General features: G+C 69.5%; 16 protein-coding genes. 6 read left to right on the forward strand and 10 right to left on the reverse strand.

Features of this window, described 5'->3' with window-relative positions; all coding sequences use genetic code 11:
• Window positions 1–26: 26 nt before the first annotated feature.
• From MLE43_RS05160 to MLE43_RS05170, 3 genes are read left to right on the forward strand one after another with little or no spacing between them, the layout of a single operon-like run.
• Entirely contained in the window at window positions 27–3155 is a 3129-nt protein-coding gene (locus tag MLE43_RS05160) for a DEAD/DEAH box helicase (protein ID WP_243302407.1), read from the forward strand.
• Window positions 3152–4126, forward strand: a complete 975-nt coding sequence (locus tag MLE43_RS05165; protein WP_243302408.1) for an SWIM zinc finger family protein — start codon at window positions 3152–3154, stop codon at window positions 4124–4126. Before MLE43_RS05160 ends, MLE43_RS05165 begins: the two co-directional genes overlap by 4 nt.
• An 18-nt stretch (window positions 4127–4144) precedes the next feature.
• On the forward strand, window positions 4145–4519 hold the full coding sequence (locus tag MLE43_RS05170) for a RidA family protein (protein WP_243302409.1): 375 nt from the start codon (window positions 4145–4147) through the stop codon (window positions 4517–4519).
• Between the two features lie 224 nt (window positions 4520–4743).
• On the opposite strand, the gene MLE43_RS05175 is transcribed toward MLE43_RS05170, so the two are convergent.
• The 6 genes from MLE43_RS05175 to MLE43_RS05200 all read right to left on the reverse strand — a co-directional run bounded on the left by MLE43_RS05175 (window position 4744) and on the right by MLE43_RS05200 (window position 10046).
• Complete coding sequence (locus tag MLE43_RS05175; RefSeq protein WP_243302410.1) at window positions 4744–5724, reverse strand: PstS family phosphate ABC transporter substrate-binding protein; 981 nt, start codon at window positions 5722–5724, stop codon at window positions 4744–4746.
• 197 nt (window positions 5725–5921) lie between these two features.
• Window positions 5922–6905: a PstS family phosphate ABC transporter substrate-binding protein gene (locus MLE43_RS05180; protein WP_243302411.1), complete on the reverse strand. Its 984-nt coding sequence runs from the start codon at window positions 6903–6905 to the stop codon at window positions 5922–5924.
• Between the two features lie 148 nt (window positions 6906–7053).
• On the reverse strand, window positions 7054–7785 hold the full coding sequence (locus MLE43_RS05185) for a LytR/AlgR family response regulator transcription factor (protein ID WP_243302412.1): 732 nt from the start codon (window positions 7783–7785) through the stop codon (window positions 7054–7056).
• Window positions 7782–8894: a sensor histidine kinase gene (locus MLE43_RS05190; protein WP_243302413.1), complete on the reverse strand. Its 1113-nt coding sequence runs from the start codon at window positions 8892–8894 to the stop codon at window positions 7782–7784. The genes MLE43_RS05185 and MLE43_RS05190 overlap by 4 nt, the downstream gene beginning before the upstream one ends.
• A gap of 21 nt (window positions 8895–8915) precedes the next feature.
• Window positions 8916–9425 carry a Spy/CpxP family protein refolding chaperone gene (locus MLE43_RS05195; protein ID WP_243302414.1) on the reverse strand — a complete coding sequence of 170 codons (510 nt, stop codon included), beginning with the start codon at window positions 9423–9425 and terminating at the stop codon, window positions 8916–8918.
• A gap of 147 nt (window positions 9426–9572) precedes the next feature.
• Window positions 9573–10046, reverse strand: a complete 474-nt coding sequence (locus MLE43_RS05200; protein ID WP_243302415.1) for a hypothetical protein — start codon at window positions 10044–10046, stop codon at window positions 9573–9575.
• 85 nt (window positions 10047–10131) lie between these two features.
• On the opposite strand from MLE43_RS05200, the gene MLE43_RS05205 reads away from it, so the two are divergent.
• Window positions 10132–10506: an Hpt domain-containing protein gene (locus tag MLE43_RS05205; protein WP_243302416.1), complete on the forward strand. Its 375-nt coding sequence runs from the start codon at window positions 10132–10134 to the stop codon at window positions 10504–10506.
• Between the two features lie 6 nt (window positions 10507–10512).
• Here MLE43_RS05205 and MLE43_RS14785 read toward each other — a convergent pair whose 3' ends face one another.
• From MLE43_RS14785 to MLE43_RS05225, 3 genes are all read right to left on the reverse strand, one after another.
• Window positions 10513–11358, reverse strand: a complete 846-nt coding sequence (locus MLE43_RS14785) for a transglycosylase SLT domain-containing protein (RefSeq protein WP_275976081.1) — start codon at window positions 11356–11358, stop codon at window positions 10513–10515.
• Between the two features lie 258 nt (window positions 11359–11616).
• Window positions 11617–15033: a methylmalonyl-CoA mutase family protein gene (locus MLE43_RS05220; protein ID WP_243302417.1), complete on the reverse strand. Its 3417-nt coding sequence runs from the start codon at window positions 15031–15033 to the stop codon at window positions 11617–11619.
• 72 nt (window positions 15034–15105) lie between these two features.
• Window positions 15106–16623 (reverse strand): tetratricopeptide repeat protein, encoded by a 1518-nt coding sequence (locus MLE43_RS05225; protein WP_243302418.1) that lies wholly within the window; start codon window positions 16621–16623, stop codon window positions 15106–15108.
• 128 nt (window positions 16624–16751) lie between these two features.
• On the opposite strand from MLE43_RS05225, the gene MLE43_RS05230 reads away from it, so the two are divergent.
• Entirely contained in the window at window positions 16752–17933 is a 1182-nt protein-coding gene (locus tag MLE43_RS05230; protein ID WP_243302419.1) for a S1C family serine protease, read from the forward strand.
• Between the two features lie 14 nt (window positions 17934–17947).
• On the opposite strand, the gene MLE43_RS05235 is transcribed toward MLE43_RS05230, so the two are convergent.
• A complete protein-coding gene (locus MLE43_RS05235) occupies window positions 17948–18979 on the reverse strand; it encodes a hypothetical protein (protein WP_243302420.1) in 1032 nt (343 codons plus the stop codon).
• Window positions 18980–19125: 146 nt separating this feature from the next.
• On the opposite strand from MLE43_RS05235, the gene MLE43_RS05240 reads away from it, so the two are divergent.
• A complete protein-coding gene (locus MLE43_RS05240; protein ID WP_243302421.1) occupies window positions 19126–20973 on the forward strand; it encodes a PKD domain-containing protein in 1848 nt (615 codons plus the stop codon).
• Window positions 20974–21006 lie beyond the last annotated feature (33 nt).

Consider the following 21006-nt stretch of genomic DNA (forward strand, 5'->3'; position numbering starts at 1 on the left):
GTCCGCCCCCGGCCGAGCGACGCTCCATGCTGAACCTCTTCCTCCAGTACCGTCCCCAGGATCGGGGTTTCCTGCTCTGCATGCCCGAGGCGGTGGAACCGGCGGAGTGGGCCCGGGCGCTGCGCACCCTGCCGGGCGAGCTGCAGGGCCGCGAACGCCTCACCCCCGCCAAGGCCCAGATCTTCCTGCCCGATGCCTCCCTGGTGGAGATGCACGCCCTGCCCCTGCGGTGGCAGCGGGCCTACCCCTGGCTCTCCTCCCTGGCCCTGCGGCCGGGGAACGCCGGGCCCACCCTCCGCTACTGGGCCGCAGCCCTGCGCCTGCTCCAGTCCCTCGTCGTCCGCGGCGCCCTGCTGCCCCAGCTGGACACCCGCGGCAACCCCTGGAAGGCCCGCTGGGGCGTGAGCCTCACCAGCCCCTCGGACCGCACGGCCCTGCGGCAGCTGGCGGAAGCCATGCCCCCGGCCGCCCTGGCCTTCCCCGAGAACGACACCTGGGCCTTCACCAAGACCGTGGCCCTCGGCGAACTCGACGCCTTCGACATCGAGGATGACCTGGCCATGCCCCCTTCCGTCGACGCGGTGCTGGGCGCCTTCCTCGAGGATGGGGCCGACTTCATCATGCGCTTCGTGGCCGGCGGCCTGCGGGCGGGCGACGACCCCCGCCTGGGCCTCATCCACCGGCTGCGGGGGCACAAGCGCGACCGCCTGCCCTGGGACGAGCGCCTCATGGTGGCCCTGTCCCACCAGCTGCCCGAGTTCCCCACCATCGGCATCACCGAGCGCACCCTGGGCGAGCAGCTGGTCCAGTGGAGCGAAGGGGCGCGCCCCCAGTGGGTGCGCCCCAGCCTGCGTCTCGAGGCCCCGCCCGTGCCCACCCACAGCCAGGAGGTCCAGGAGGCCGACCGGCTGGCGGAAGAAGGCTGGATCCTCAAGGTGGGCCTGGAGACCGAGGCTGGCGCGGACATCGGCGTGACGAAGCTCTGGGAGCCCAGCACCGAACCCGAGGTCCTCCAGGCCCGCCAGGTGCTGCTGCGCGGCCTGGCCCGGGCCGTGCCCTTCTTCCCCGCCCTGGAGCGGGCCCTGGCGGGCCAGCGGCCCGAGGATCTGCTGCTCCGGCCCACGGAGGCCTGGGGGTTCCTGACCCGGGGCGCGGCCCAGCTCAAGGAGGCCGGCTTCCTCGTCCACATCCCCGAGGGCCTGGCCGACTTCGGCGGCGCCAAGCGCCTCCGCGCCAAGGTGCGCCTGGGCGCCCGCAGCGTCGACGAGACCGCCACGACGGCCCAGGCCGGCCTGGAAGGCAGCGTGAGCGCCGACTGGTCCCTCATGCTGGGCGATGACGCCCTCAGCGTGGAGGACTTCGCCCAGATGGCGAGCCTGAAGCACCCGCTGGTGGCCTGGAAGGGCAAGTGGGTGGCCCTGGATCCCGAGACCCTCAAGCAGATCTCCACGGTCCTGCAGGCCAGCCGCGGCGCGGGTTTCGAAAGCATGACCAAGGGCGAGGCCCTGGCCGCCGCCCTCACGGGCACCGCCCACATCCCCGGCGTGAGCGAGGCCATCGAGGTGGAAACGGCTGGCGATTTCGGCGCCGCGCTCGACGACCTCAAGATCCTCCCGGACAAGCCCATCACCCAGCCCGCCAGCTTCCACGGCCAGCTCCGCCCCTACCAGCTGCGGGGTCTGGCCTGGCTGGAGGGCTTGGCCCGCCTGGGCCTGGGCGGCATCCTGGCCGACGACATGGGCCTGGGCAAGACCATCCAGGTGCTGGCGCTGCTGCTCCACCGCCAGGAGCAGGACCCCAAGCACGGGCCCGCCACGCTGCTGGTCTGCCCCACCTCCCTGCTGGGCAACTGGGAGCGCGAGCTGGCCAAGTTCGCGCCCAGCCTGCCGGTGTTCGTGCACCACGGCAACAACCGCGACCGCCTGCCCACCACCTTCAAGCCCCACACGCTGGTGCTCACCACCTACGGCGTGGTGCGCCGGGAGGAGGACACCTTCGCCACCCACGCCTGGGGCATGGTGGTGGTGGACGAGGCCCAGGCCATCAAGAACGCCGGCTCCGCCCAGGCCAAGGCCGTGCGGAAGCTCCGGGGGAACTTCCGCCTGGCCCTCACCGGCACCCCCATCGAGAACCGCCTCACCGAGCTCTGGGCCATCATGAGCGCCGGGCTGCCCGGCTACCTCGGCAGCGAGTCCCAGTTCAAGGAGCGCTTCGCCACGCCCATCGAGAAGTACCGGGATCCGGACGCCGCCGCCGAGCTGCGCCAGCGCATCGGCCCCTTCATCCTCCGCCGCCTCAAGAGCGACCGGACCATCATCCAGGACCTGCCGGACAAGCAGGAGATGAAGGTCTTCACCACGCTGAGCCGCGAGCAGGCCGAGCTCTACCAGTACCGCGTCGAGAAGATGGACGAGGAACTGGACGCCGCCACGGGCATCGAGCGGCGCGGCCGCATCCTGGCCCTGCTCACGCACCTCAAGCAGATCTGCAACCACCCCAGCCAGTTCCTCAAGGCCCAGGGGCCCTACCGGGGCCGCAGCGGCAAGCTGGACCGCCTCACGGAGATGCTGGAGGAAGTGGTCGAGGCCGGGGAACGCGCGCTCGTCTTCACCCAGTTCAAGGAGATGGGCGACCGGCTGCAGGTCCACCTCCAGGACGCCCTCGGCTTCGAGCCGCCCTTCCTCCACGGCGGCACCACGCGGGAGGGCCGCGATGAGCTCGTGCGCAGCTTCCAGGAGGATCCCGACTCGCCGCCGGTGCTGCTGCTCAGCCTCAAGGCCGGTGGCGTGGGCCTCAACCTCACGGCCGCCACCCACGTCTTCCACTTCGACCGCTGGTGGAACCCCGCCGTGGAGGACCAGGCCACGGACCGCACCTACCGCATCGGCCAGACCAAGAACGTGCAGGTCCACAAGCTGGTCACCATCGGCACCCTGGAGGAGAAGATCGACGCCCTGCTGGAATCCAAGCGCGACCTCGCGGACCGGGTGGTCGGCACCGGCGAGGGCTGGCTCACCGAACTGGACGACGACGCCCTCCGCCGCCTGGTGGCGCTGGATCCCGATGCGGAGCTGATGGATCCCGATGAAGGCAACGGCGAGGAGCCCCCTGCGCCGAAACCTGCGCGCCGGAAGGCCAAGGAGGTGGCGCCATGATGAGCCACACCGACCGCTTCGGCGCCACCTGGTGGGGCCGCCTGTGGATCCAGGGCCTCGAGAAGCTGGGGGACGACTACGAGAACCGCCTGCCCCGCGGCAAGAAGTACGCGGAGGACGGCCACGTGTCCCACTTCGGCGTGCAGCCCGGCGAGATCCAGGCCCGCGTCCACGGGCGCAAGACCTACAACGTGACCCTGGGCCTGCCCGCCCTCACCCCTGCCCAGTGGGAGAAGGCCCTGGCCCGCATCGCCCAGGAGAGCCGCTTCGTGGCCTCGCTGCTGGCCGGCGAGATGCCCCAGGGGCTCGACGAGACCTTCCGCGAAGCGGGGGCCAGCCTCTACCCGCGCGTGCCCAAGGAGCTGCAGACGCACTGCGACTGTCCCGACTGGGCCAACCCCTGCAAGCACGTGGCCGCCGTCTGCTACGTCATGGCCGAGGCCCTGGACCGCGACCCCTGGCTGCTCTTCGACCTGCGGGGCAAGAGCCGCGACGAGGTGATGCAGGCCCTCCAGTCCGCCCTGGAGGCCGCCGCCGTGGCCGCCCCCAAGAAGCGCGGACGGCCCCCGAAAAAACAGCAGACCGTGGCCGATCTCCTCAAGCGGGAGCAGCCCCAGCCCGAACCCTGGCGCCATCTGCCGGAGGAGGCCTACGATGCGCTGCCCATGCCGCTTCCCGAGATCAGCATCCCCCGCGTGATCCCGCCGGACCCCTCGGTGTTCACCCAGCTGGGCCCCCTGCCCCACGCCCGTATCGAGACCAGCCTCTGTCTGGCCGCCCTCATGCACCGCACCGCCCAGTGGGTGCTGCAGCAGATCGAGGAGGGCCCCCGCCGCCTGGATGACGGCGAGACCGAGGGCGACTTCGAGCAGCCCGCCTCCCCCTTCGACACCCCCCTGCCCCCCACGGCCCGGCCAGGACGCAACTGGCGTCACAAGAAGCGGCGCTGGGGAAAAAAGGGCGGACAATAACCGGTTTCAGGAGTTTCCATGCGCACCATCGCCACCCCGAACGCCCCCGCCGCCATCGGTCCCTACAGCCAGGCCCAGATCTCCGGCGGCCACCTGTTCACCTCCGGCCAGATCCCCCTCGTCCCCGAGACCATGGAGATGGTGACGGGCCCCATCGAGGCCCAGGCCGCCCAGGTGCTCAAGAACCTCTCCGCCGTCCTCGCCGCCTCCAACACGGGCTGGGACCGCGTGGTGAAGACCACCGTGTTCCTCACGGACATGGCCGATTTCGCGGCCTTCAATGCCGTCTACGAGGCCGCCCTCGGCGGCGCCAAGCCCGCCCGCAGCACCGTGCAGGTGGCCGCCCTGCCCCGCGGTGCGAAGGTCGAGATCGAGCTCATCGCCGAAGTCTAGGCACGGACTCTCCCTTGGCCGCTGGGCGCTCGGCTGCGCCTCGACGCACGCGGCCCTGGCAGCCCACGAACGCACAGGGCCCCGCCCTGTGCTCCCACTCGCCTCCGGCTCGCGGAGTGGGGCCCCCGGTCGAGATCGAGCTCATCGCCGAAGTGTAGGGTTCATCGGCCCCAACAAAGGAAAGGCGCGGGGGGTCCCGCGCCTTTCCCGTGGATCGCCTCCCGTCAGTTGCTGCGCAGGCGCTTCCGGTAGAGCTGGGCGATGTCGGCGGGCAGGGGGTAGAGGGAGGCCTGGGTCACGGCCATCTGCCCCTGGCGGGAAAGGATGTACTGCAGGAACTCCGCGACCGCCGGGGACAGGGACTTGCCGGGCGCCCGGTTCACGTAGAAATAGTAGGTCCGGGCCAGGGGGTACTTGCCCGAGACCACGTTCTCCTGGGTCGGGGGGACCGGATCCTTGGCCTGCAGCGGCGTCACGGCCAGGGTCTTGTTGCGGGCCAGCCAGTTGGAGAGCGTGGCGATGCCGATGCCGTTGGCATCCGTCATCACGGCTTCGGCGATGCTCGGCCAATCCACCTCGTCGTGGACGGTGGGCTTGTACTTGCCCTTCAGGAGCACCAGGTCGCGGATCCCCGACCGCGCCGCCGTGCCCTCCGCGCGCATGTAGGGATGGATGGGGCGCTTGGTGTAATCGCCCCGGACGCCCATGTCGCCCCAGGTGTCCACGGGCGCATCCTTCTTGTAGCCGGCGAGATGGGTCGTGGAGAAGGCCGCATCCAGCTGATCCATCCCGATGTCCTTGATGGGGTTGCCGGCATTGACGAACACGATGAAGGCGTCGTAGCAGACCACCAGCTTGGTGGGGGTGTAGCCGAACTTCTTCTCGAAGGCCTGGTGCTCGTCGAGGGTGAGTTCCCGGGCCATGTGGATCATGGGGGCCGTGCCGTCCATCAGCGCCTTCACGGCGGTGGTCGACAGGCCCTGGGTGACCTTGAACTGGGCCTGGGGCTGCAGGGCCTTGAAGCCGGTCTTCCACTCCTCCCAGACATCCGTCAGGGAGTCGGCGCCGATGCTCTCGATCACGGCATTGACCCCCTGGACCGGCGCGTAGGCGGGCAGGTTCGGGTCCAGCTTGGGAACATGTTGGACGACCCCCTGGCTGAGCAGCAGGGTGCTGGCCGCGAAGGCGAGGAAGAGCGAGCGCATGGGGAGACTCCTGAGGACGAGGAGGACGAGCCCCCGGGCAAAGTCAGCCGGGTACTCGTCCGAAAGCAGAACACTCCCCAAGTCTAGTATCTTTTAATTAAATTGCTATAATATTTACCAATCCATTCGTTCGTACAACTCGATTCATTGCTTTGTTTTAGTTTCCGGGTGACCTTCACCCGTGGCTTGGAACCGACCTAGTTGGCCCGGAGGCGCTTCCGGTTCATCTGGGCGATCTCCATGGGCAGGGGATACAGCATGGCCTGGGCCACGGCCAGCTGGCCGTCCCGGGACAGGGCGAACTGCAGGAACTCGGCCAGGGCGGGGGGCAGGTCCTTGCCGGGGGCACGATTCACATACAGGTAGTAGGTCCGCGAGAGGGGGTACCGGCCGGAGATCACGTTCTCCTGGGTCGGGGCCACAGCTTCCTTGGCGTGAAGGGGCGTCAAGGCCAGGGTCTTGTTGCGGCTCAGCCAGCTCGCCAGGGTGCCGATGCCCAGACCGGAGGCATCGGTCATGACCGCTTCCGAGATGCCCGACCAGTCGGGGCTTTCCATGACCGTGGGCTTGTACTTCCCCTTGAGCAGCACCATCTCCTGGATGGTGACCCGGGAGGCGAGGCCTTCGGCACGCATGTAGGCATTGATCGGTCGCCGGCTGTAGTCCCCGTTGCGAACCCCCAGATCACCCCAGGTATCCACCGCGGAATCGGACCGGTAGCCCGCGAGCTTGGTCGTGGAATAAGCCGCGTCCAGCTGATCCATGCCCATATCCTTGATGGGATTTGCCGCGTTCACGAACACGATGAAGGCGTCGTAGCACACCACGAGCTTGATGGGCTGGTAGCCGAACTTCTTCTGGAAAGCCTGGGCCTCCTCCACCTTCATTTCCCGGGGTAGGTGGAGCAGGGGCGCACCCTCTTCGAGGAAAGCCTTCAGCGCGCGGGGCACGGGGACATGGGCCACCTTCAACTGGACCTTGGGCTGGGCCCGCTTGAATCCGACCCGCCACTCCTCCCAGACATCGGCGAGCGAATCGGCCCCGATGCTCTCCACCGTGCCATCCACCTGGGCCGTGGGAGCGTAGGCCGGGAAGCTCGGATCCACCTTGGGGGCGTACTGGACCACGCCCTGGCCGAGCAGGGCGCTACAGACGGCGAGCGAAAACACGAGTTGGCGCATGGTGACCCCTGGCATGTGAAACATCAGATTCACTGGGGCGCGTCGGTGCACAGCCGGAGGCTGGAATGGGCGCCCTTCGGATCCTGCAGACACAGGTTAATTTACCACTGCATCCTTTACTGCTTGGCAAAATTCTCCCGAGAATCCGTCAAGCCAACCCCAACCGGGCCTTGAGTGCGGGGGCGGCCCCCCGGCTGACCTCCAACTCCACCCCGCCGGCCAGGCGCACGAGGAGGCGGCCCGAGTCCCCGGCCCGGACGCCGAGGACGGCCTCCGGCCGGATCAGCAGATGGCGGTGGCCTCGGACCACCCGGGCCCCCAGGGCCAGCTCCGCCTCCGCCAGGGTCTTCCAGGTGGTTCGCAGCCGCTCGCCCACGAAGGCCCACACGGCCCCGTCCTCGAACAGAAAGTGGGTGGTCTTCGCGAGATCCACCAGCACCAGACCCGCGCCCGCCCTCACGGGGAACCGGAAGGGCCCGGTGGGGTGTGGCGCGGTCTCCCGCCCGAGCCCATTCCCCGCCGCGGCGTGCAGGCGCTGCAGGGTTGCGGAAAGCCGGTCCGCCGTCACGGGTTTGAGCAGGTAGTCCGTGGCGGCCTGCTCGAAGGCGCGCACGGCGTGCTCTGCATAGGCCGTCACGAACACCACGGGGACGGGCCGCGGCAGGTCCGCGGTCACATCCAGCCCGCTGAGCCCAGGCATCTGGATGTCCAGGAACAGGGCGTCCACGCCTTCTCCGCGGGCCAGCCAGGCCAGCACGGAGGGTCCGTCCTCCAGCTCGGCCACCACCTCACAGCCCGCCTCCCGAAGCAGCCGCGTCAGCCGGCGCAAGTTGAAGGGCTCATCCTCGGCCACCAGCACGCGCAGCGGACGCCCGCTCATGCCTTCACCTCCAGCCTCAGCTCGGCCACGGTCCAGTCGCCTTCGCGGCGGAGCCGCAGCGCGTCCGCCGGAGCCCCCAGGAGGCGAAGGCGCTCCCGCAGGTTCCGCAGGCCCAGCCCCGGCCCATCCTCCCCCGTCGGCGCCGGTCCCGTATTGGCGACCCGCACCCGAATCCGGCCGTCCTCCCGGGCGACCTCCACCGCCAGATCGCCGCCTCCCAGGGCCATCGACACGCCGTGCTTCAGGGCGTTCTCCACCAGGGGCTGGATCATGAGGGGCGGAACCTCCACGCCATCGAGGGCCTCGGGCCAGGCCCAGGTCTCGCGCAGGCGGCGCCCCAGGCGCAGGCGCTCCAGGGCCAGGTGCTGCTCCACCAGGCGGCGCTCGTCGCCGAGGGGAGCCCGCAATCGCGAGCCGTGGTCGAGCAGGGAGCGGAGCAGCTCTGACAGGTTCACGAGGGCCGCCTCCGCCGCGGCCGGGTCTTCCCGCACCAGTTCCGTCAGGCCGCTGATGGCATTGAAGAGCACGTGGGGATTCATCTGGCCCTGGAGGACGCGGGCTTGGGCCTCATCCGCAGCCCGCCGGTACGCCGCCTCCTGGAGCTCGGCGCGTTCGCGGTCCGCCAGGACCCAGCCCAGTAGCAGCCCGAAGCAGAGGTGCGCCACGCCGAGGATCCACAACCGTGGATGGATCGGCAGGAACCTCGGCTCTTCCCGGCGCGGCCCCAAGCCCCGATGCGGCCCCCCGCGCTCCATCAGGACCGGGCCCGGCCCTGGGCCCCGGCCGGGGGTCAGGGGTCCGCCGGCCAGACCCAGGAGCAGGAGGACGCCCAGGGTCAGGGCCGCCATCCAGGGCAGGGCCTGCGCCGCACCCCGGAGGGTGCCCGCCATCGGCCGCTCATCCCCGGTCCACTGCCAGGGCAGCGGGGCGAGGGTGAGGAAGAGGGCCACCCAGAGCGAGGGCGCCAGCAGGTCGATGAGGCCGGGCCAAGGCAGGCCCATCAGACCCCGGGTGCCGTTCCACACCAGCCCGAACAGCAGCGCGGCACCCCAGGTCCGGGGGCGCCGCGTCCGCTGCCAGGTGGCCTGGAGGACCGTGGAAGCACGCATGAGCCGTCAGGATAGCCGGGACTATTTCGTCGGCGGCCCGTCCGGGCTCATGCCGGGGCCGGCGCCGGGACCCCGGCCGTCCCGCGGGGCCCAGCCCGGACCGAAGCCGGGGCCCATGCCCCGCTTCTCGAACTGGGCCTTCTGCTCGGCGGTGAGGATGGGCAGGATCTCCTGCTGGGCCGCCCGATGCTCGAGCAGCAGGTCGAACTGGGCCGCCGAGGCCTTGTCATGCAGCGCCTGGAGGGTCTTGGTGTCGGTGGCCAGGTCGGCCATGGCCTCCCGCAGGGCCTTGTGGGCGGCTCCCGCGGCCTCGCCCTTGGTCTTGAAGGCCGCCTGGTGGCGTTCGTGGATGGCCTTCACCTGGGCCTGCTGGGCCTCGGTCAGGTGCAAGCCCATGAGGCCCCGGCCGGCGCCACGGCCATGGCCATGGCGGAAACCGGGCCCAGGGCCGGGATCCTGGGCCGAGAGGGAGGCGCCCAGGGCCAACAGCGCCCCAACGAGGGCCGCGAAACGAAGGGGTTGGGTGTTCATGGAAGGCTCCGGGTGTCGGGGGCGGATCATCCGTCCACCCCAGGAGATGCGCTTCGGGCGCCCGGGGTTGGCGGCCTTCTTCGAACAGCAGATTCGGGGTCCTGAACGGCGGCCCAGGGCTGTCGAACCGGAAGCCGGAAAAGCGCCCTACTCCTCCTCCGTCTCCCCGATGTCCTCCTCGATGGCCTCCCAGCGGTGGTGGGCCTGGAACGCCGGGTCCTCCAGGCGGGTGAGGAAGTCCGTCATGCGGGGACCCCAGGCCGACCCGGTCACACAGCCCTCCGGCGCGTGGGGCAGCAGTTCTGCCGGAGCTTCCTCCAGGCAGAGCTGGGTGAGGATCAGGCTCTGGCGGTAGCTTTCCCCCACGGGGGTGAGGTTGGCGGCCAGGGTCTCCAGGACCTCGGCCAGGGGGGCATCCTCCGGCAGGCCCTCCGCCTCGGCCTCGAGCAGGGCCACGGTCTTGAGGCGGGCCGCCAGGAGTTTGAGATGCAACCGCTCCAGGTCCCGGCGGACCGCTCCCTTCGCCAGGGCGTGGGCGGCATCCTCCAGGTGGGGGTGGAGCTTCCGGAACAACAGCGACAGGGCGGTTTCGGCCGGTGACAGGGGAACGGATTCGGTCATGACCCCAGCCTACTACCGCCCGGGGTGGGCGCCCCCCATTGGACGGACGGGCCTCCCTGGTTCAGCATGGAGGCCAGGAGTTCTCGTGGCCCCTTCGGACCTGCTCGACCTGACGACCCTCCAGAACCTGGTGGAACTGGATGACGGCAGCCATGGCCTGGTGCAGGAGATGATCGGCATCTTCCGGGAGGATACCCCGCACCGGATCGAGGACATCCTCGCCGCCGCGGCCCGCCAGGATGCCGAGGAGTTCTCCCGCGCCTCCCATGCCCTCAAGGGCGGCTCCGGCGCCCTGGGTGCCAAGACCCTGCGCGCGCTGGCGGCGGAGCTGGAAGCCCTGGGCCGGGGCGGTTCCGTGGAGGCTGGGCCCGACCTGAGGGCCCGCCTGGAAAAGCTCTTCCAGGACAGCCTGGCGGCCCTGGAGGCCTATGTGCGCGAAGGCGAATCCCGGCGGGGCTGATCCCGCTCAGGGCGCCCCGTAGGGCTTCACGCCGCTCGTGCCCTTCGGCGGCGGCTGGTCGCTGATCTGGACCCGGCCGTTGGCGTCGGTCCACTGGTAGATGCGGGTGGCGGCCCGCTGCTGGGGCGTGGGCTCCGCGACCGTCTTCTGCTCCTCCACCTCGAAGCCGCCGCGGCCCTTCTTCAGCAGGGCCATGCTGCCGGCCAGCTTCGGATCGGGCTGCACGGCCCTGCGCTGATAGAGGTCGAGGACCTTCGGCACGTAGGCCCGGGTCTCGCGGAACGGCGGGATGCCCTTGTAGCGGTTCACCGCGCCTTCGCCGGCATTGTAGGCGGCCACCACCTTGTTCAGGTCGCCCTCGTAGTAGCCGTGGAGCCACTTGAGGTACTTCACGCCGCCGCTGATGTTCTGCCGTGGATCGAAGGGATCCAGCACGCCGAAGCGTTCTGCCGTGGACGGCATCAGCTGCATGAGGCCCAGGGCCCCGGCCTTGGAGCGGGCCCGGTAGTTGAAGGCGCTTTCCGCCTGGATGATGGCCCGTGCCAGGTGGACGTCCACCCCCTCGGCCTGGGCGATCTCGTCCACCAACGCGATGAGCTCGGGGCTCCGGAGGGCCTTGGCCATCTCCGCGGGGGTCACGGCCAGGCGCACCTTGCCCACGCCCACGTGCTTGAGGATCAGCCCCTGTCCCTTCATGTAGCTGGGCGGCAGGTTGTTGATCACCAGGCGGCCCTGCCGGTCGTAGTAGGTGTAGAGGTAGGTGACGCCCGGCTTCCCCGTCCTCGAGGCCTTCGGCATCCCGGCGGTCAGGGCCAGGGAGGCGAGGGAGAGGATCAGAATGGGGCGCAACATGGGCGTCCTAATGATACGGCCGGGTGGCTTGGAGGGAGGCGCGTGGCATGAGCTCCTCGCCGGGTCCCGGCTTCGCAGGCTGCCTCGCAGCCTGCTTTTCCCCTTGGCGGTCTCGTGGCATGAGCTCCTCGCCGGGTCCCGGCTTCGCAGGCTGCCTCGCAGGCTGCTTTTCCCCTTGGCGGTCTCGTGGCATGAGCTCCTCGCCGGGTCCCGGCTTCGCAGGCTGCCTCGCAGCCTGCTCCGCCACCCGGCGGTCGCTCACATGTTTCTCCGGTACTGGCCGCCGACTTCGTAGAGGGCTTGGCTGATCTGGCCGAGGCTGCACACTTTGGCCGCATCCAGGAGGGCGTCGAAGAGGTTGCCGCCGGCGCGGGCCACCTCCTTGAGCCGGGCCAGGGCCGCGGGGGCCTTGTCGGCGTTGCGGGCATGGAAGGCGGCGAGGTTGTCGATCTGCTGCCGCTTCTCCGCCTCGGTGCTGCGGATGAGCTCCGGGGCGCCCAGCTCCTTCGGCGCGGGATTCAGGAAGGTGTTCACGCCCACGATGGGCAGCTCGCCGCTGTGCTTGAGGTGCTCGTAGTGCATGGACTCTTCCTGGATTTTGCCGCGCTGGTACATGGTCTCCATGGCCCCCAGCACGCCCCCGCGGTCGGCGAGGCGGCGGAACTCCGTCAGCACGGCCTCCTCCACCAGCTCGGTCATTTGTTCGATGAGGAAGGCGCCCTGGAGCGGGTTCTCGTTCTTCGCCTCACCCAGCTCGCGGTTGATGATGAGCTGGATGGCGATGGCCCGGCGCACGCTCTCCTCGGTGGGCGTGGTGATGGCCTCGTCGTAGGCGTTCGTGTGCAGGCTGTTGCAGTTGTCGTAGATGGCGTAGAGGGCCTGCAGGGTCGTGCGGATGTCGTTGAAGTCGATCTCCTGGGCATGCAGGGAGCGGCCCGACGTCTGGATGTGGTACTTCAGCTTCTGGCTGCGGTCGTTGGCGCCGTACTTCTCCTTCATGGCCACGGCCCAGATGCGCCGGGCCACGCGGCCGATGACGCTGTATTCGGGGTCGAGGCCATTGCTGAAGAAGAAGCTGAGGTTCGGCGCGAAGTCGTCGATGTGCATGCCGCGCGACAGGTAGTACTCGACGAAGGTGAAGCCGTTGGCCAGCGTGAAGGCCAGCTGGGTGATGGGGTTCGCCCCGGCCTCCGCGATGTGGTAGCCGCTGATGCTCACCGAATAGAAGTTGCGGACCTTCTCCTCGATGAAGGTCTGCTGGATGTCCCCCATAACCTTGAGGCTGAACTCCGTGCTGAAGATGCAGGTGTTCTGGGCCTGGTCCTCCTTGAGGATGTCGGCCTGCACCGTGCCCCGCACAGTCTGGAGAGCCTCGGTCCGCAGCTTGGCATAGACCTCCGGCGGCAGCACTTCGTCGGCGGTGGCGCCCAGCAGCGCCAGGCCCAGGCCCTGGTTGCCTTCCGGGAGCGTCTCCCCATAGTGGGGGCGGGTCAGGCCCTTGGCGGCGAACTTCGCATCGATCTTCGCCTGCGCCGCCTCGAACTGCCCGTGCTCCTTCAGCCACAGCTCGGCCCGCTGGTCGATGGCCGCGTTGAGGAAGAAGGCCAGCATGGTGGGGGCGGGCCCGTTGATGGTCATGCTCACGCTGGTGGTGGGGCAGAGCAGGTCGAAGCCGGAGTAGAGCTTCTTGGCGTCATCCACTGTGCAGACGGACACGCCGCTGTTCCCGACCTTGCCGTAGATGTCAGGACGGACGTGGGGATCCTCGCCGTAGAGCGTCACGCTGTCGAAGGCGGTGCTGAGGCGCACCGCCGGCTGGCCCTTGCTTACGTAGTGGAAGCGCTTGTTGGTGCGCTCGGGCGTGCCCTCGCCGGCGAACATGCGGGTGGGATCCTCACCCACGCGCTTGTACTCGAAGACGCCGGCCGTGAAGGGGAAGCGGCCCGGCAGGTTCTCCAGGAGCTGCCAGCGGAGCAGCTCGCCCCAGCCGGTATAGGGGGGCAGCGCGACCTTGGGCACCAGGGAGCCGCTGAGGGACACGGTGTAGTTGGCGGTCCGGATCTCTTTGCCACGCACCACGTAGATGTTCTCGGGTTCCGTGTAGCTGCGCTTCAGCTCGGTCCAGTCGTGGATGAGGCGGCGGCTTTCGGCGTGCAGTTCGCCCAGATGCTCCTGGTAGCGCTGCCGGAGCAGGAGGATGGCCACGCCCTGATCGCCTTCGCCGGCTTCGGCCAGGTGCGCCGAATCGTAGAAGGCGCCGGCGGGCGGCACCTTGTCCCCCAGGGCCAGGAGGCTGGTCCGGAGGGCGTGGGCCAGCTCGGCGGTTTCCGCCTGGCGCCGGGCCCAGGCCTTGTAGCCCTGCACGGTGTCGGCGATCTCCGCCAGGTAGCGCACCCGCTCGGGCGGGATGATGGCGGCGCGGCGGGGACTCCCGGCCTCGGCCGCCAGCTGCGACGCCCAGCCCACCCCGGTCTTCGTGGCCAGGGCCTTCACCAGGTTCACGAACAGCCAGTTGGTGGCGGGGTCGTTGAACTGGCTGGCGCAGGTGGCATAGACCGGCATATCCTCGCTGGGCTCGCTGAACCGCTTGTGGGCACGCTGGTACTGCTTGCGGACATCGCGCAGGGCATCCTCGGCGCCGCGCTTGTCGGCCTTGTTCAGCACCACGAGGTCGGCGAAGTCCAGCATGTCGATCTTCTCGAGCTGGCTGGCCGCACCATACTCGGGCGTCATCACGTACATGGACAGATCCACCAGGTCCGCGATCTCGCTGTCGCTCTGGCCGATGCCGGCGGTCTCCACGATCACCAGGTCGTAGCCCTCGGCCTTGGCCGCGGCGATGCTGGCGACGAGGGCCTCGCTGGTGGCCCGGTGGGCGGCGGCACGGGTGGCGAGGCTGCGCATGAAGACGCGGTCCCGGAGTTCGGGATGGTAGAGCGAGTTCATGCGGATGCGGTCGCCCAGCAGGGCGCCGCCCGTTTTCCGTTTGGTCGGGTCCACGCTGAGAACCGCGACGCGGTTCTCGGGAAAATCCACCAGGAAGCGACGGAGCAGCTCGTCAATGAGGGAGGACTTGCCGGCACCGCCCGTCCCTGTGATGCCAAGAACGGGCACTTTCTTCGTGGGCTTTTCCGAGATGCCCGCGGCGCCAAGCTCGATCTCGGTGATCTTGCGGGCCAGGGGCAGCGCTGCAGGTTTGAGGCGCGGGTCGAAATCGCAGCGCTCGACCATGTCGTCGATCATGCCCTGGAGGCCCATGTGGCGGCCGTCCTCGGGGCTGTAGATGCGGGCGACGCCGTAGGCTTCCAACTCCCGGATCTCCTCGGGCACGATGACGCCTCCGCCCCCGCCGAAGACCTGGATGTGGTCCGCGCCCCGCTCCCGGAGCAGGTCCACCATGTACTTGAAGAACTCGACGTGGCCGCCCTGGTAGCTGGAAAGGGCGATGCCCTGGGCGTCCTCCTGGATGGCCGTCTCGACGATGTCCTGCACCGAGCGGTTGTGGCCCAGGTGGATCACCTCGCAGCCCGTGGCCTGGATGATGCGCCGCATGATGTTGATGGCGGCATCGTGGCCGTCGAAGAGGCTGGCGGCGGTGACGAACCGGACCTTGTGCTTCGGCGTGTAGCCGTCGGCTGCATGGGCAGTGGTGTCAGGCGCGGTGGCTGTGGACATGGATCCCCCGATCGGGCGAACCCTCAGTCTACCTGGGCTTCCGCCCTGCCGAAATCACGGTTCACCCCCGGGTCAATTATCCTCCAGCAACCCGACGGGGAAGCGGTCCTCCATGAGGCTCTGCCGCTCTTTCAGGTGTTGCATGAGCGCCTTCCACTTGGGCAGGCTCCGCAGGGGCTCCAGCATGGGGCTGCGCTCGTACCAGGCGGTGCAGCCGAACCCGCGCGCGAAGGCCCGACCCGCCATGTCCATGGCGCTGGCCCGATCCCCGATCAGCGCGTAGGCCTCGGCCAGCCGGAGCGTGAACTCCCCGTCGGGCTCACGCATCCCGATGCGCTCCTGGTCGTACTCGCGCAGCCGCCTCCAGGCCTCGTCCTTCTGGCCCTCCAAAATCAGCTCGTAGATCTGGCTCAGACGGAGGATGTTCGGGTAGCCGTGGGCCAGGATGCCGGCGGCCTTGAACTCCCGCTGGGCCAGGCCGCGGTCGCCCCGCACCAGGGCCAGGTAGCCCCGGTAGAAGGGCAGCACGCCGGAGGTGCTGCGCAGGTGCCCGGGCTGCTCCTGGAGGCTGGCCTCGAAGCGCTCGATCTCCCCGGTGTACAGGCAGGTGATGTCCACGGCTTGGGGTTGCAGGCTGGTGAAGGCCAGCTGGTCCCTGAGGTCCATGGCCCGCCGGGCCAGGGGCAGCAGGCCCGCACCCCGGGCCGCGTAGGCGATGCCGGTCAGCAGGGTCGGGTTGTAGGGTTGCCGGCGTCGCGCCTGCATGAGCAGGGTCAAGGCCTCGGACTGGTTGCCACCATCCGCCTTGAGCAGCGACAGGAGGAAGGTCCCCCGGGGATGGAACGGCGCCATGCTCAGTCCGCGCTGGATCAGGCCCTCGGTCTCCGCCTGCTCCTGCCGGAAGGCGGCCGGACTGTTCAGCATGCGACGGTAGCGCAGGTTGCCGAGGAGGATCCAGGGACTGGCGCAGGTGGGCTCCGCCGCGGCGACCCGGTCCGCGAGCAGCATGGCCTCTTCCAGGTTCTCGTTCCTGAGGCGCCGGGCATTCGCCCCGATCAGGTCCCAGAAACGGGCGGGCTGCCGGGGTACCAGCCAGGGACCGCCCGCCATGCTGATGGGCTTCGGGAACCCGCCGAGGAAAGCCTCGAAGGCCTGCGCCGGAGCGAGGGGCTGCCCCTGGCTCCAGGTCCAGGCCGGGGGGGCATCCTTCGCCAGGGCGTCCCCCCAGACATGCCGATAGGAAAGGACCAGCGACTCGCCCTGCCGGGAGGGCTCCAGCTGCACCAGCAGGACCCGGGGCTGGGAGCGCAGCACCTCCAGATTCCCGGGCAGTTCCGTGACGCTGGTGACTGCGGCCTGGCCGAAGGCCTCCAGGTGATCCTGCACCAGGGCCCCGATGGCCCGGCAGGTGGCCGAATCGAGCCCCCCGGAACCGCCCTGCGAGGGGGTGATCAGCAGGATGCGCAGGGGGCTGCGCAAGCCCCGCGCGGCCAGCAGCCAGGCCAGACCGCCCCCGGCCCCCAGGACCAGGAAGAGCAGCAGGGCCAGGACCAGGGCCGGCCGCCGGGGGCGTGAGGTGGAGTCGCTCATCAGGTCCCCTCAGGTTACGGGGTTTCCAGGGGGCCCCATAGGGGTGAAGGTGGCCGTCCGCGCGGTCCGGCCCGAACCCAGGTTGGCCCGGCCCACCAGGGAGGCCGCATAATCACCCTGGAGCCGCCATGAACCCCAGCCCCCGAAGCTTCCATCCGGGCCTCGCCATCCTCATGGCCCTGCCCCTTCTGGCCCAGACCGCCGCCCAGCCTCCCAGCGAGGAGACCGCCATCCAGCGGTTCCGGGCCCACGCCACTCCCCGCGCCGTGGCGCAGCGCCCGCCCCTCAGCGCCGAAGAGCGGAACACCATCCGGCGGTTCAAGGAAGCCAAACCCAGCGTGGTGTATGTGTCCGCCATCGCCCCCGTCCAGGATCTCCGGACCCTCGACATCACCAAGATCCCCACCGGCACGGGCACCGGCTTCGTGTGGGACGAGTGGGGCCACGTGGTCACCAACCACCACGTCATCACCTGGGATGATCAGGGGAAGCGCATCGGCGAGGTGGACGAGGTCGAGGTCACGCTCGCGGACGGCAAGACCTACAAGGGCCGCGTCATCGGCACCAGCTTCGCCTATGACATCTCCGTGCTGCAGGTCTTCGCGCCCCTCAGCGCCATGCGGCCCATCCCCATCGGGCGCAGCTCCGACCTCCAGGTCGGCCAGTCCGTATCGGCCATCGGCAACCCCTTCGGCCTGGACCACACCCTCACGAAGGGAGTCATCTCAGCCCTGGGCCGCGAGATCGGCACGGGCTACAGCACGCGGATCCTGAATGCCATCCAGACGGATGCCGCCGTGAACCCCGGCAACTCCGGCGGTCCGCTGCTGGACAGCGGAGGGCGCCTGGTGGGCATGAACACCGCCATCGCCGCCGCCACGGGCGCCTCCGTGGGCATCGGCTTCGCCATTCCCGTGGACACCTTGAACCGCGTGGTGCCGCTGCTCATCGCCCACGGACGGCTGGAGCCACCCCGCATGGGCTTCGTCACCATGGGCAGCTACGAGGCCCAGCAGGTCTTCGGGATCACCCGGGGTCTGGTCGTGAGGGAGGTGGAGCCCAACACCCCCGCCAGCCGGGCGGGGCTCCGCGCGCTCGAGGTGGACGCCCAGGGCCGAGTCAAGACCATGGGCGACGTCCTGCTGGGCTACCAGGGCCGGCAGATCGAGAATGAGGGCCAGTTCATGGCCATGCTGGAGCTCGAGTCGCCGGCGGACGAGGTGGTCTTCGACGTCCTCCGCGACGGCCGGATCATCAAGATCAAGCTGCAGCTCAAGGAGCCCGGCAAGGCCGTGCCCGCGAGCATCTGAGACCCGCCCCCGGGCTAGTGGTGGTGGGGCTCCTCGGCTGGCAGGGGGGGCGGGACGGCCCCCTTTTCGGGCCGGGCCCTGGGATCGAGGTAGCGCAGGGGCACCTGGAGCGGCTCGTCCAGGTTCGAGCAGTGGACCAGCAGGAGCGCCTCCTGCGCGGAGCCTGTGCGCCGGATCCGCAGGACCTGCCGGACGGCCTCGGTCCCGGGTGCGTCCAGCACCTGGAAGCCGCGGCCCTGGACCTCGGTTCGAAGAACGCGGAAGGGCTTCCCATCCCGGGAGCGGAGCTCCAGAGCCAACAGCGTGGTCTTCGGCTCCGTGAACACCAGCCGTGAGGGCTCTGGAACCACCGGCCGCGCGATCCGCCAGTCCAGGTACAGGGTGAAGAGGGGCTGCTTCGGGGCGTTGGTGGCCACCTTGAGCACCTCGAGGCCCGCGGCGACCCCCGGCTTCAGGCGCCGGGGCCGCAGGGTGGCCCGCAGATCCGTGCCCCCGTCTTGGGGGATGAACTCCACCTCGAGGTAGGGCGGCATCTCCATGGCCAGCGCCAGCTTGAGGGCATCGCCCCCTTCGCGCCGGAACCGGAAGGTCAACTCGGGGCTCTCGTGGGGCGCCACCTCCCCGAGGCTCTTGCGCTCGGCATCCACCGTCACCTCCGGCCGCACCATCATGTCGTAGCGCAGGATGTAGTTGGGCTGGCCCGGATCGTCCGTGCCCAGGCGCACGGCCCCCTTGATGGGCCCGACCAGACCCGTGGGATCGACCTTCACCGTCACCATGCGGACCTCGCCGGGCTGCAGGGGCGCGGCCAGCTGCGCCTCGTCCAGGCTGAGGCCCAGGGACAGGTCGAGCACCCGCAGGTGGAAGGGCCGGTCGTGGCGGCTCTTGATGCCGTAGGCGGCCTCGCGGACCTCGCGCGGGCCCACGCTGCCCAGGTGGACGGGGAAGGGCGTGGTGAGCTCGATGCGGGCGGGGGGCACCGGATCCGGCTTGGCCGGTGCCGGGGGCGTCTGCATCAGGAGGAGGAGGGCGGGCAGGAGCAGCATGTCGGATCCTGGAGGAGTCCTTCCAGTGTGCCGCGAGGGGGGGGCGCCACCGGGATGTTAATTGTTGTTAAGTGCAGCAAATTCACCTCGCAGTCACGCCCGGTCTGGGTGGAATGGGGAGAACCCTAATCTCCCGCGAGGTGATCATGCGCATGTTCCGCGTCCTCCTGAGTCTGGCCCTGGCGCTGGCGCTCGGGGCCCAGACCCCCAAGAAGATCCTGTTCGACCACACCCGCCATGAGGAGGCCGGGACCTCGGCCGAGTGGGTGATCTGCTCCGCCAGTGAGCCCGATCCGAGCCCCGCGGCCCCCGCCTCCGAGACCGACTGGAACGGTGGCATCAGCGCCTGGGCCTTCGACCTCTACAAGGCCGGCTACAAGGTCCAGACCCTGCCTCCGGGTGGTCGCGTCACCTACGGCGACGCCACCAATGCCCAGGACCTCTCCAGCTACGCGGTCTACATCATCCCCGAGCCCTACCTGCTGTTCACCGCCGCCGAGAAGCAGGCCATCCTCAGCTTCGTCCAGAACGGCGGGGGGCTGTTCATCGTGTGCAACCATCCCGGCGCCATCCGCTACAGCGGCACCGGCGGCACCGACGCCTACACGGTGTTCAACGACCTGGTGTCGGTGAACGGCGGCAACCCCTATGGCTTCACCTTCGTCCCCGGCCATGGGCCCGGCGACACCCTGGCCAACACCACCAGCACCGCCTTCGCCACCGGCACCAGTCCCGCCGAGCAGGCCATCATCCACGGCGCCTACGGCGGCCTCGGCCTGATGGACTTCCACTCCTACTCGTACCTGAACTTCAACACGGCCCAGAACCCCAACGTGCAGGAGATCCTCCACACCCAGATCAGCGGAGACACGGGCTCCTTCATCGTGACCTGCACCGTGGGGGCCGGCCGGGTGGTCGCCATCAGCGACAGTTCGCCTTCGGATGACGGCACCACCACCACCACGGGGAAGTCCCTCCACGCCAGCTACGGCATCAACAGCAACCGGGCTTTCTACCTGAACGCCACCACCTACCTGGCCGGCACCGGCACCGCCCCGGTCCCCTCGGTGAGCATCGTCTCCCCGGCCTCCAACCCCACGCTCCTCGCGGGCGGCTCCGTGAGCTTCCAGGGCAGCGCCACCATCGCGGACGGCAGTGCCATGACCTACAGCTGGTCCTTCGGGGATGGCGCCACGGCCGCCGTGCTGGGTCCGATCAGCCACACCTACGCCGCCGCCGGCACCTACGCCGCCACCTTCACGGCCACCAGCAACCAGGGCAAATCCGCCTCGGCCACCCGCACGATCACCGTGAACCCGGCCTCCTACACCCTCACGGCCAGCGCGGGCAGCGGTGGCAGCATCAGCCCCTCCGGCGCGGTCACCGTGGCCAACGGCGGCAGCCAGACCTTCACCATCACTCCCTCCGCCGGCTACGCCATCAGCAGCGTCACCGTGGACGGTGTGAACCAGGGCGCCCTCGGCTCGTACACCTTCAGCAATGTCCTGGCCAGCCACACCATCGCCGCCGCCTTCGCCGCCAGCTCCGGCAGCAGCCTGAAGGAGACCTTCGACACGGGCACCAAGACCGCCTATGCCACCGGAACCGTCACCCTCTCCACCGGCACCTGGACCCTGAACGACGCCCTGCTGGGCAACACCACGGCGGATCCCAAGGTCGGTGCCCAGAGCGTGCGCACCCGGAACAGCGGCAAGGTGACGATGGCTTTCAACTTCGCCACCGGCGCCAAGACCGTCTCGGTCAAGCACGCCAAGTACGGCACCGACGGCAGCTCCACCTGGGGCCTCTGGTACTCCACCAACAGCGGCTCCACCTGGACCCAGGCCGGGGGCTCCGTGACCACCTCGTCCACCACCCTGGCCACGGCCTCCTTCACGGTGAACGTGGCGGGCGCCATCCGCTTCGAGCTCCGCAAGACGGATGGCACCGCCAACCGGGTGAACTTCGACGACTTCCAGATCGCCGGCTACTGACCGGCCCCGATACCGAGAACCCCGGGCCCCGGC

It is taken from the genome of Geothrix oryzisoli (assembly GCF_022808865.1).
Classification (GTDB): Bacteria; Acidobacteriota; Holophagae; order Holophagales; family Holophagaceae; genus Geothrix; species Geothrix oryzisoli.

What these genes read in the sequence shown, in the direction of transcription:
- MLE43_RS05160 (WP_243302407.1), top strand. Translation starts at nt 27, where the DNA reads ATGCTGAACCTCTTCCTCCAGTACCGTCCCCAGGATCGGGGTTTCCTG.
- MLE43_RS05170 (WP_243302409.1), top strand. Translation starts at nt 4,145, where the DNA reads ATGCGCACCATCGCCACCCCGAACGCCCCCGCCGCCATCGGTCCCTAC.
- MLE43_RS05235 (WP_243302420.1), bottom strand. Translation starts at nt 18,979, where the DNA reads ATGCTGCTCCTGCCCGCCCTCCTCCTCCTGATGCAGACGCCCCCGGCA.
- MLE43_RS14785 (WP_275976081.1), bottom strand. Translation starts at nt 11,358, where the DNA reads ATGTTGCGCCCCATTCTGATCCTCTCCCTCGCCTCCCTGGCCCTGACC.
- MLE43_RS05200 (WP_243302415.1), bottom strand. Translation starts at nt 10,046, where the DNA reads ATGACCGAATCCGTTCCCCTGTCACCGGCCGAAACCGCCCTGTCGCTG.
- MLE43_RS05195 (WP_243302414.1), bottom strand. Translation starts at nt 9,425, where the DNA reads ATGAACACCCAACCCCTTCGTTTCGCGGCCCTCGTTGGGGCGCTGTTG.
- MLE43_RS05220 (WP_243302417.1), bottom strand. Translation starts at nt 15,033, where the DNA reads ATGTCCACAGCCACCGCGCCTGACACCACTGCCCATGCAGCCGACGGC.
- MLE43_RS05185 (WP_243302412.1), bottom strand. Translation starts at nt 7,785, where the DNA reads ATGAGCGGGCGTCCGCTGCGCGTGCTGGTGGCCGAGGATGAGCCCTTC.
- MLE43_RS05180 (WP_243302411.1), bottom strand. Translation starts at nt 6,905, where the DNA reads ATGCGCCAACTCGTGTTTTCGCTCGCCGTCTGTAGCGCCCTGCTCGGC.
- MLE43_RS05225 (WP_243302418.1), bottom strand. Translation starts at nt 16,623, where the DNA reads ATGAGCGACTCCACCTCACGCCCCCGGCGGCCGGCCCTGGTCCTGGCC.
- MLE43_RS05175 (WP_243302410.1), bottom strand. Translation starts at nt 5,724, where the DNA reads ATGCGCTCGCTCTTCCTCGCCTTCGCGGCCAGCACCCTGCTGCTCAGC.
- MLE43_RS05190 (WP_243302413.1), bottom strand. Translation starts at nt 8,894, where the DNA reads ATGCGTGCTTCCACGGTCCTCCAGGCCACCTGGCAGCGGACGCGGCGC.
- MLE43_RS05165 (WP_243302408.1), top strand. Translation starts at nt 3,152, where the DNA reads ATGATGAGCCACACCGACCGCTTCGGCGCCACCTGGTGGGGCCGCCTG.
- MLE43_RS05240 (WP_243302421.1), top strand. Translation starts at nt 19,126, where the DNA reads ATGCGCATGTTCCGCGTCCTCCTGAGTCTGGCCCTGGCGCTGGCGCTC.
- MLE43_RS05230 (WP_243302419.1), top strand. Translation starts at nt 16,752, where the DNA reads ATGAACCCCAGCCCCCGAAGCTTCCATCCGGGCCTCGCCATCCTCATG.